Source organism: Kutzneria sp. NPDC051319 (assembly GCF_040682195.1).
In the GTDB taxonomy this organism is placed as follows: Bacteria; Actinomycetota; Actinomycetes; order Mycobacteriales; family Pseudonocardiaceae; genus Kutzneria.
In genome coordinates, this window is record NZ_JBFBAM010000030.1 from 95,618 (window position 1) to 105,696 (window position 10,079).

8 protein-coding genes are annotated in these 10,079 nt (G+C 69.8%); 3 read left to right on the top strand and 5 right to left on the bottom strand.

The genetic code is table 11. The features are described 5' to 3' along the window. Nucleotides 1–85: 85 nt before the first annotated feature. From AB0M73_RS27355 to AB0M73_RS27365, 3 genes are all read right to left on the bottom strand, one after another. Complete coding sequence (locus AB0M73_RS27355) at nt 86–1,045, bottom strand: hypothetical protein (protein ID WP_363895889.1); 960 nt, start codon at nt 1,043–1,045, stop codon at nt 86–88. Between the two features lie 201 nt (nt 1,046–1,246). Next, nucleotides 1,247–1,918, bottom strand: a complete 672-nt coding sequence (locus AB0M73_RS27360) for a response regulator transcription factor (protein ID WP_363895892.1) — start codon at nt 1,916–1,918, stop codon at nt 1,247–1,249. Then, nucleotides 1,911–2,960, bottom strand: coding sequence for a sensor histidine kinase (locus tag AB0M73_RS27365; protein WP_363895895.1), 1,050 nt, complete (start codon nt 2,958–2,960; stop codon nt 1,911–1,913). Before AB0M73_RS27365 ends, AB0M73_RS27360 begins: the two co-directional genes overlap by 8 nt. Nucleotides 2,961–3,070: 110 nt before the next feature. On the opposite strand from AB0M73_RS27365, the gene AB0M73_RS27370 reads away from it, so the two are divergent. After that, nucleotides 3,071–4,408: an alpha/beta fold hydrolase gene (locus AB0M73_RS27370; protein WP_363895898.1), complete on the top strand. Its 1,338-nt coding sequence runs from the start codon at nt 3,071–3,073 to the stop codon at nt 4,406–4,408. A 52-nt stretch (nt 4,409–4,460) separates the two neighbouring features. On the opposite strand, the gene AB0M73_RS27375 is transcribed toward AB0M73_RS27370, so the two are convergent. Both AB0M73_RS27375 and AB0M73_RS27380 read right to left on the bottom strand, forming a co-directional pair. Further along, complete coding sequence (locus tag AB0M73_RS27375) at nt 4,461–6,320, bottom strand: glycoside hydrolase family 9 protein (protein WP_363895901.1); 1,860 nt, start codon at nt 6,318–6,320, stop codon at nt 4,461–4,463. Between the two features lie 352 nt (nt 6,321–6,672). Further along, nucleotides 6,673–7,704, bottom strand: a complete 1,032-nt coding sequence (locus AB0M73_RS27380) for a methionine synthase (protein WP_363895904.1) — start codon at nt 7,702–7,704, stop codon at nt 6,673–6,675. A gap of 243 nt (nt 7,705–7,947) precedes the next feature. On the opposite strand from AB0M73_RS27380, the gene AB0M73_RS27385 reads away from it, so the two are divergent. Together AB0M73_RS27385 and AB0M73_RS27390 are read left to right on the top strand one after the other, a co-directional pair. Beyond that, on the top strand, nt 7,948–8,691 hold the full coding sequence (locus AB0M73_RS27385) for a 3D domain-containing protein (protein ID WP_363895907.1): 744 nt from the start codon (nt 7,948–7,950) through the stop codon (nt 8,689–8,691). Continuing rightward, nucleotides 8,691–10,025 (top strand): cellulose binding domain-containing protein, encoded by a 1,335-nt coding sequence (locus AB0M73_RS27390; protein ID WP_363895910.1) that lies wholly within the window; start codon nt 8,691–8,693, stop codon nt 10,023–10,025. Before AB0M73_RS27385 ends, AB0M73_RS27390 begins: the two co-directional genes overlap by 1 nt. Nucleotides 10,026–10,079: the final 54 nt, after the last annotated feature.

The following is a 10,079-nucleotide window of genomic DNA, read 5'->3' on the forward strand; positions in this document are numbered from 1 at the left end:
CTTTTTCCGGCGTTGCGCACGGGGCTCGGCCGCCCACCGGGCCTCGTGGCACGTCACCCCAACAGGTGAACGATATTCGCGTTGGTCAGCCGCCGGCCACTGCCGCAACAGCGGCCTTGCAGACCGCCGAGGCCTGGTCGATGCCCGTCTGCTCGTCGGGCTGGGAGCTGGACAGATAGGCCACCAGGTAGCTGTGGCCACCGTGGCTGACCTGGCCGATGCTGTTGACGGCCCACAGGTCGTTGTCGGAGTCGATGGGCAGCCAGCCGTTCTTCAGCGCCGGCGTGGTGCCGGGGTCGGCGGCCTCGGAGACGCCCCATACCTGGTCGGGCTCGACCTCGTGCATGAGGCCGGCGGCGTACTTGCGGGAGGCGTCGTCCAGCACCGACCGCGGCGAGGTCAACACGTTCATCACGGTGAGCTGGTCGGCGACGTTGGTGGTGGTCAGGCCCCAGTAGTCGTCCGCGCCGGGAGTCGTGTCGCGTAAGCCGAAGGCGGCGTTGGCGGTGGACATCCCGGCGGCGCTGCCCACGTCGTCCCACAGCGTGGTGGCCGAGTCGTTGTCGCTGGCCTCGATCATCTTGGTGGCGGCCGTGTCCTCGTCGTCGGTGAGCGGCGTGCCCTGCTGCTGGGACTGGTAGAGCAGCACGGCCAGGATGTCGGCCTTGACGATGCTGGCGGTCGCATAGGCCTCGTCCGGGTTGAAGACCGAGGTGACGCCGGTGTCCTGGTTGAGCACGGCGACGGAGAAGTCGCCGGACTTCTCGGCGCTGAGCGGGGCCATCGCGGCGGCCAGCGCCGCGTTCGGGTCGGCGGCCGGGACCGAGGTGGCGTCGACGGTCGGCTTCGGGGCGCTGGACTTCGTCAGCGTGTTGGTGGCGGCCGCGGAGCGCGGCTTGGGCTGCGCGCTGCCGGCGACCGGGGACGCGGCGACACTGCCGTCCACGCCGACCACGACGGCGGCCAGCCCGGCGCCGGCCACAACGGCCGCGAGCATCACCAGCACACGGTGGCGCGTCCACGCCCCGCGCGAATTTCGACCCATGCGGTAAGCCTCGTATACGGACCTGCGGAGAAGCTGAAGAGCAAACCGTGAAGACCTTAAGAGTTGCCTGTCCGGATTGCCAGGGTGACGTGTTGGACAACAGTGAACCGAATCACAACACCGCAGCTCACAGGCTATTTTGACGCTGTTCACAGCTGACGTTGAGACAGGGCGAATCGCCCCTGGGAGTGAGTTGCATGATCACACTGAACCGGAATTCGGAGTGATCAGACCGGATTCGTAGGCCATCACCACCAGTTGCGCGCGATCACGCACGCCGAGCTTGCCGAGCAGGTGGCTGACGTGCGTCTTCACCGTGCCGACGCCCAGGTGCAGCCGGCCGGCGATCTCGGCGTTGGACAACCCGCGCCCCACCAGTCGCAGCACATCCTCCTCCCGCTGCGTGACCCCGGTCAGCGTCGACCGGCCCGGGTCGCTCGGCCGAAGAAGCTCAGGCGTGCGGCCGAACTCGGCGATCAGGCGTCGGGTGACCGAGGGCGAGAGCAGGGCTTCGCCCGCGGCGACGATCCGGATCGCCGACAGCAGCTCGGCCGGCGGCGTGTCCTTGAGCAGGAAGCCGCTGGCTCCGGCCCGCAGCGCGGCGAACACGTGCCGGTCGAGGTCGAACATGGTCAGCACGAGGACCTTCGTGGCCATTTCGGCGCAGATCTGGCGCGTGGCCTCGACTCCGTCCAGCACGGGCATGCGGATGTCCATCAGCACCACGTCGGGTTGGCAGGCGCGGGCCAGCTCGACCGCCTCGGCCCCGTTCTCGGCTTCGCCGACGGTCCACAGCTCGGGGTCGCTGTCGATCAGCAGCCGGAACGTGCCGCGCAGCAGCGCCTGGTCGTCGGCGATCAGGACACTAGCCATAGGGAACCCTTGCGGAGACGGCAAAGCCGCCGCCCGGTCGCGGCCCGGCGGTCAGCGCGCCGTCGAACATCGCGACGCGTTCCCGCATGCCGGCCAGCCCGTGCGAGCTCTGGCGGCCCTGGTTGGTGACGTCCACCCGAACCGCGGTCCCGGTGACGTCCACCAGCACCTGGCAGCTGGTCGGGGCGGCGTGCCGGACCACGTTGGTCAGCGCCTCCTGCACGATCCGGTACACGGCGAGGTCGACGCCTTCGGGCAGCGGCCCGCCACGCACGTCCACACTCACCTCGACCCCCAACTCCCGGGCCATGTCGGCCAGTTCCGGCAGCTCGGCCAGTCCCGGCGCGGGACGCAGCGGCTCCTCGGCCCTCAGCACGCCCAGCAGCCGACGCATTTCCGCCAGCGCCTCGCGGCTGGTCGACTCGATGACCCGCAACGCGTCCGGCGCGGATTCGGGCAGGTGGTTGGCGACGCCGGCCTTCACCGCGATGACGCCGAGGCTGTGCGCCACCACGTCGTGCAGCTCGCGGGCGATGCGCAGCCGCTCTCCCACCACCGCCTGCTCGGCCAGTTTCTCGGCCTGGCAACGACTTCGGCGCACCAGCCGGCCGATCGTCCAGGCCCCTGCGAGCACCAGTGCCCCGGACACCACCATGCCGACACTGTCGAACGACCAGAACGGGCCGGTCACGCTCCGTCGGACCAGCACCGCCGTCGCGCCGAGCCCGCCGATGGCCAGCACGGTCATCCAGCGCCGACCGGTGTCGCCGGCCGCAACCGTGTACAGGGAGAACCCCGCCGCGAGGAACGGATCCACCAAGGTGCCGAGCAGCACCGACAACCACGTCACGGTCAGCACGAACGCGAACACCGGCAGCGGCCACAGCCGACGCAGCCCCGCCGGCAGCGCGGTCGCGGCCAACATGAGCACCCGCAGCCACGCCGGGGCCGCCGTGTGCATGCCGGTGACCATGAGCAGCAGCGCGACATAGGCGACCGCGATCCCGCAGTCCCCCAACACGAGCCTCCGTCGTGAGCCCATCACCGCCACGCTAGTGGATGCGCGCCGCCGGCACCTCTGCCTACAGACAGAGATGCGAACGGGCCGCCAGACAGACGCGAACCGGGGCCGAGGTCGCCATCGTTGCCGGCATGAAGACGCTCATCCTGGCGCTCGCCATGGCCACGGTGCCACTGACACCGACACTCACACCGCCCGCGCTGGCCTGGACACCGTGCGACGGTGGCATGGAGTGCACCACGCTCACGGTCCCGCTGGACTGGCAGCATCCCGACGGCCGCAAGGTCACGCTCGCGGTGGGGCGGCTGAAGGCGACCGGTCCGTCCCAGGGCACGGTCCTGGTCAACTACGGCGGCCCCGGTGCGGCCGGCATCGAGGTCATGGGCGGCGGCATCCTGTCGCCGGGTTCGCAGCCGTTCGACCAACTGCGGCAGCACATGGACATCGTCACCTGGGATCCCCGCGGCTACGGCCTCATGGGCAGCAGGAGCACGCCGGTCATGGACTGGTCGTGCCTGAATTCGGCGCCACTGCACGGCATGCCGCAGTTGCCGACGTCGCAGGCGGAGTTCGACCAGCTGGCGGCGGACGTCCGCACCAGCGCGGACGTGTGCCGGCAGCAGGATCCCGCGCTGTTCGACAACATGGACACGCTGACCAACGCCCACGACATGGAGGCCATCCGGCGGGCCCTCGGTGTCGCCCAGCTGAATCTCTACATGGGTTCCTACGGCGGCGTGTACGGCCAGACCTACGCCGACCTCTACCCGAACCGGGTCCGCACCATGGTGATCGACGGCAGCGGCGATCACAGCGGCGACTTCGACCGCAGCCAGGACGCCATCGCCCGGGACAACGTCGTTCGGCTGCAACGGTTCTCGTCGTGGTGCGCGGCCGACGCCACGTGCGCCCTGCACGGCCAGGACGTGCCGAAGGTGGTGGCGACCGCGCTGGACGACTGGTCGTCCAAGCTGGCCATGACCTTCCGGTTGGTGCGCGGCGACCGCAAGGACTTCCCTCAGCTGGCGACCGACCTGGCCAAGGCCGCGGCCGGCGACAAGTCGGCGTTTCCGCATCCCAGCATGGTGTATCCGGTGTCCGAGTGCCACGAGTGGCCGACGCCGCGCAGCTTCGCCGCTCTCCGGGCGACCGTGGCCCGACTCGGCCGGATCGACCCCGTGCTCGGCGCGGCCGGCACGATGATCCCGTTCACGCTGGCGTGCCTCGACTGGCCCGGCCCCGTCGACAACCCGCCGCGACCGCTGCCCGTGGGCCTGCCGCCGCTGCTGGCCGTCGGCTCCTGGGGCGACTTCCCGGCGACCGACCGGGTGGTGTCCCGGGTGCCGGGCAGCGGGTCGATATATCACGACGGTGCCGGCCACGAGCTCTACACCACCGGCAACACCTGCGTGATCCCGTTGGTGGACAGGTACTTCCTCACGGGAGTGCCGCCGAAGGCCGTGTGCTGACAACGACGAAGGGCCGCCCGATCGGGGATCGGGCGGCCCTTCTTTCCCTGCCTCAGCCTGCCGCAGTCAGGCTGAACGCGAGCGCGGCGGTCGAGGTGAAGTCGAGCGCCGGCTCGGAGCTCTGCCACGTGCGTGCGTCGTCCATGTAGCGCGACGTGGTCGAGTCGTAGGTCTTGAACGAGGCGACACCGCACTTCTTGCCGCCGTCGGGCAGGGTGTCGATGCTCTTGAACAGGCTCGCCTTGTTCGGCCCGTTCACCACCGCGCCCACCGCGACCTTGTCGCCGCCGGTGAGGCTGCCGGCCAGGTTGGCCACCTGGTGCTGCATGCAGTTCGGGAACGTGCTGCCCACACCGACCACCAAGGAGGTGCCCCACGCGTTCGAGCCCAGCGTGAAGTCGCGCTGCTGGGTGGCGAAAGCGTCGTAGTCGTGCTTGCCGGTCAGCTGGTCGTAGAGCAGGGCCGTGGCCACGAAGCCGAAGCTGTGGCTGGCCACGTCGAAGTCGGTCACGGAGGCACCGGTGCGGAACGGGCTCTTGGCCGCCTCGGTGACGCCGTCGGACAGCTGGCGGGCCAGGTCGCCGGTCAGCTGGGCCTCGGTGACGTCCACCTTGGGCGCGTCCTTCAGGCGCAGCAGCCTGGCCAGGTCGGCGTGGGCCAGTGCGCTGGTGTCGTAGACGTTGAGCGTGCCCTGGTCGCTGCTGGCCAGGTAGGCCTTGGCCCACTTGCCGGCGTCGGTCGTGAAGGCCGCCGCGCGGCTGTCGCCGAGGGCGCTGGCCGCCAGGCCCAGCTCGGACGCGCCGAGCTCCAGGTCGTCCAGATAGGACGACTCGGGGTAGTAGCCGTGCGGGTAGGCCGAGACGATGCTGCCGCCCGCGGTGTCGGCCAGGCCGTAGATCGTGGCCGCGGTCGTCAGGTACTGGGTGGCCTTGGCCTTGTCGGTGGCCGCCAGGTTCTGGGCCGCCACCGCGAACGCCGCCGCCACCCGGCCGGCCAGGTTCGGGCTGATCTTCGCGCCGGCCTTGTTGGCCGCGAACACCGGGCGGTACTTGATGTAGTAGTTCTCGTCGCCGACCTTGACGTTCAGCTTGTCGTCGGCCTCCGGCAGGCGCCACACGTCGTGGTCGCCGACGAAGTTCTCCTTGCTGCTGCCGCCGCCCACACCGACCTGCGCGTACAGCACGCCGGTCTTCGCGTCCCACATCTTGCTCAGGAAGTCGAGGCCGTACTGCGCCTCGGCGTTGAGCGAGGTGCTCGGGCGGGACCGCTCCGACAGCAACAGGTTCGTCACCGCATAGGAGGTGGTCACCGTGAACTTGAGGTAGTCGCCGGCGTCGAACCAGCCGCCCGACGCGTCGATCGTGGCGCCGGTCTTGGCCATCTTGCTGGTGATCGTGTCGTCACCGGTGAAGGTGGGCACGGCGTAGACCGAGGCCGTCTTGTCGGTCAGGTGGCTCGGCTTGCGGTTGAGCACGCCCGGAATCACGTCCGAGCCGTCCCGCTGCACCTGGAAGAACTTCACCACGTCGTCGGCGATCGGCGAGAACAGCGCGTTGGCGCTGTCCACCTTGAACTTCGGCGACGTGGTGGCGCCGACCTTGACCTGGTAGGTGCCGTTGGTCTTCAGCGCCGTGAGGTCGATCGGGTACACCGCGCTGTAGGCGGTGCTCCACTTGCCCGTGCTGGCGCCCACCTTCCCGGTCAGCACCGACTTCCCGGCGGCATCCACCACCGAGAAGGCGGCGCCCGCGCTCGAGGTCGTGCCCATCAGGTAGGCGGCCTTGGTCTCCCCGGTCGCATAGCCGACCTGGTCCACCCTGATCTCGGCGGTCGTGGCCGCCGCGGCGGGCACGGCGAAGCCGACCGAGGCGATCGCGGCCAGGGTCGCGATCACCGCTGTTCCAACTCGCATGGGGTCCTCCGGTGCAGGGCCGGCGGCGGTGGAGCCCAAACAGTTAAGAAAGTTTCCTAATTGGTTGAGATGAAAGCTACGTCACAGTCACATCCCCGGTCAAGGGGATCATCCGGACAAACCGCAGCTGAATCGAGCCGGTACCCCCACCTCTTCAAGCCACGTGAGTGGCTCATTTTCCCCCTGGACGCACCTGAGCCACTCACGTGCGACGACGACGGGCACATGAGTGGCTTAGGTGGGCGCTGAAGACACCTAAGCCACTCACGTGCGACGACGGGCACATGAGTGGCTTAGGTGGGCGCTGAAGGCACATAAGCCACTCACGTGCCCGGGCGGGGTTGTGCCTGGCTCACCAGCTCTCGGGCGGCTCGACGAAGGCTTTGGCCAGCTCCCGCGACAGGGCCATCGCGCGGCGGGCCCAGGTGTGGGTGGCCCCGGCGAGGCCGCAGGTCGGGGTGGCCACGGCGCGCTCGGCCAGCAGGGTGCGGGCGAAGCCGAGCTTGTCGACGAGGTCGAAGGCCGGCTGGGCGAGGGCCTTGAGCGTGGGGGGCTGGGTCGGGTCGACGGTGGGAACGAGGCCGAGCAACAACACGGCGCCGTCGTCCCAGGTCTCGCCGATCTGGTCGAGGACCTCGGCGGAGGCGTTGCGCAGGAGGGTGAGGTCGAAGGCCAGGGCGTCGGCGCCGGCCGATCGCAGCAGGGACAGCGGCGGCTTGTCGGCACAGCAGTGCACGACGACCGGCTGCCCGCTGGCCCGACGGGCGGCCTCGACGACCGAGCCCAGCAGCTCCCGGACGTCGGGCTCGGGCACCGGGGCGACGTAACCGAGCTTGGACGGAGTGGGCAGCATGCCCCTCAGCACGGACGGCAGCATGGGCTCGTCCAGTTGCACCACAACGGAGGCGCCCGTTCGCTTGGCGACCTCGGCGACGTGCAGGGCGAGGCCCTCGGACAGCGACGCCGTGAACTCGCGCAAGGCGCCAGGGTCGGTGAGGACCCGGTGGCCGCGGGGCAGCTCGATCAGCGACGCGAGGGTCCACGGGCCGGTGAGCTGGACCTTGACGACCGGGGGCTTGGCGTTCTCGACGGCGTCCTGGAAGGCGTCGAGGTCGAAGCGCATGAAGTCGACGGCCCGGCGGTGGTCGTGGCCGGGGCGGGAGGCGACCCGGTAGCCGGACGGCACCACCTCGACGGCGAGGTCGACGAGCAGGCCGGCGGTGCGGCCGATCATGTCCGCGCCGACGCCCCGTGACGGGAGTTCGGCCAGGTGGGGCAGGTCGGGCAGCTCGCCGACGATGACACGGTCGGCTTCGCCGGGATCGGTTCCGGGCAGCGAGCCGATGCCGGTCGCGACGGCGGTCGCCCAGGGTGAGTTCTGCACGGTCAGCAATCCTTCGCCATCTGGTGAACTCCTCGAAAAAGGTCTAGACCCATTGACGTTGTGGTCTAGGCCACTTACCGTCGGAATGCGACGTGAACCCACGGGGCCACCCGCCGCGTAAAGCGGAGGGTCGCCCCCAGTGGGCGACAGCCGTGGTGTGGGGGCGTGACGCGCCCTCGCCCCCACACCACCCCGCTGCGCGTGCACCACTCTCCGCTCCCCTGCCGCAGAGAGGCCCTGACCATGCGCTCCTCCGTCCTGCTCGCCGCCGCCCTGATGATCATCTCGGGGACGGTCGCGGCCGCCCCGGCAATGGCGGCTCCCGCCTACCCAGCCTGTCAGCACTTCTACACGGGTCCCATCCCGGACCGCCCGGTGACCGGCGGACACGGCCCCGGCACCCTCGTCCCGCCGGTGAACGTCAGCGGCCGCCTGCCCGCCCCGTCCGGCGTCAGCGGCGGGATCTCCGGCAGCACCGTCACCTTCACGTTCAAGCGGGTGGCCGGCGCGGTCGCCTACCGGGCCTTCCGCAACGGCCAGGCCCTCCAGTGGATCAGCGACTGGGGCCAGCCCACGCTCACGGTGACCGACAGCAATCCCTGCCAGAACGCGAACTACCAGCTCTACGCCATGAGCGACGCCTCGGGCTCGGAGCCGTCGATCGGCCAGATCTCCACCTCCTACCGCGTCGGCACGGACGGCAAGCTCGCGCCGTGGTCGCTGCCGAAGGGCACGGTCCTCAACTACCGGGTCACCTCCTACAACGACACCGGTCAGACCGCGCTGGGCTACCTGGCCGGCTCGGGCTTCTGCGCCGTCGACGCCCGCAACATCCCGTGGGGCACCAGGTTCGCGGTTCCCGGCTACGGCAACTGCTACGCGGCTGACATCGGCAGCTGGATCAAGGACGACATTGTGGACGTGTGGCTGCCCGGCAACCAGGCCGACAACTGGGGCATCCAGCGGCTGAACCTGGTGGTGAGCTGATGCGGGCCCGGATGCTCGTCGCACTGGCCGCCGCCTTGCCGGTGGTCGGGCTGTTCGTGGCGGCCGGGCTGACCGAGGCGGCGACGCCGGCCGGCGCGGTGATCTCCACCGACTCGAACTGGGGCAGCGGCTACCAGGAGAAGGTGACGATCACCGCCGGCAGCACGGCGATCACGGGCTGGAAGGTGGAGTTCGACCTGCCGGCCGGGTCGACCATGGGTTCCTACTGGGACGCCGTGAACACACCCAGCGCACAGCACCAGGTGTTCACCAACCGTGAGTACAACGGTTCGCTGGCCGCGGGCGCGAGTGCGAGCTTCGGCTTCCTGGTCAGTGGCTCGGGCCAGCCGGCCAACTGCAAGCTGAACGGCCAGCCCTGCGGCGGCGGCAGCACCCCGCCGAGCAGCACGACCACAACCACCACAACGACGACCACCACGACCACGACGGGCACTCCGCCGCCGACCGGGGCGAAGTTCTCGCCGTACATCGACATCACGGCGGCCACGCCGACGCTGGCCGACGTGGCCCGGGCGACGGGCCAGAAGAACTTCACCCTAGCCTTCGCGCTGGCCGATTCGACCGGCTGCACCGTGTCGTGGGGCGGCACGATTCCGCTCAACGACGCCAGGATCATCGGCGAGGTCAATGACCTGAAGGCCCTCGGCGGAGCGGTGACGGTCTCCACCGGCGGCGCGGCCGGCCCGTACCTGGAGAACACCTGCGGCTCGGTGTCCGCGCTGACCGCGGCGTACGAGAAGGCCCTCGACGCGGTCGGCAGCAACAGCCTGGACGTGGACATCGAGGCGTCCATCCCGACCGCCACGGTCAACCAGGCCCTGCTCGCCGTGCAACGGGCCCGTGGCACCACCGTCAGCTACACGCTGCGGGTGCAGGGCCAGGACTACGGCATCGACCCGTTCTCGGTGTCGATCCTCCAGGACGCCGCCAGCCGAGGCCTGAACGTTCTGGTCAACCCCATGGTCATGGACTTCGGCTACACCGGCGACTGGGGCCAGGCCATGGTCTCGGTGGCCAACGCCACCCTGGGCCAGATGCGCTCGATCTGGCCGTCCACATCGGACGCTCAGCTCAGGGCGATGCTCGGTCTGACCCCGATGATCGGCGTGAACGACAGCGGCATGGTCACGACCAGGGCGGCGGCCCAGGCGGTGCTGAGCTTCGCTCAGTCCAACCACATCGGACGGTTGGCCTTCTGGTCGGTTGGCCGCGACAACGGCAACTGCCCCAGCGGCGGCGTCTCCCCGTCGTGCAGCGGCATCTCGCAGGGCCTGTACGACTTCATCAACCTCTACAAGGGCTACAACGGCTGAGCCCCGGCTTTATGCAGGGAAGGACGCCTTACCCTCGTTCAACGAGGGTAAGGC

Coding starts and splice junctions, on each gene's coding strand:
- AB0M73_RS27355 (WP_363895889.1), bottom strand. CDS start 1,045: ATGGGTCGAAATTCGCGCGGGGCGTGGACGCGCCACCGTGTGCTGGTG.
- AB0M73_RS27365 (WP_363895895.1), bottom strand. CDS start 2,960: ATGGGCTCACGACGGAGGCTCGTGTTGGGGGACTGCGGGATCGCGGTC.
- AB0M73_RS27360 (WP_363895892.1), bottom strand. CDS start 1,918: ATGGCTAGTGTCCTGATCGCCGACGACCAGGCGCTGCTGCGCGGCACG.
- AB0M73_RS27375 (WP_363895901.1), bottom strand. CDS start 6,320: ATGCGAGTTGGAACAGCGGTGATCGCGACCCTGGCCGCGATCGCCTCG.
- AB0M73_RS27385 (WP_363895907.1), top strand. CDS start 7,948: ATGCGCTCCTCCGTCCTGCTCGCCGCCGCCCTGATGATCATCTCGGGG.
- AB0M73_RS27390 (WP_363895910.1), top strand. CDS start 8,691: ATGCGGGCCCGGATGCTCGTCGCACTGGCCGCCGCCTTGCCGGTGGTC.
- AB0M73_RS27370 (WP_363895898.1), top strand. CDS start 3,071: ATGAAGACGCTCATCCTGGCGCTCGCCATGGCCACGGTGCCACTGACA.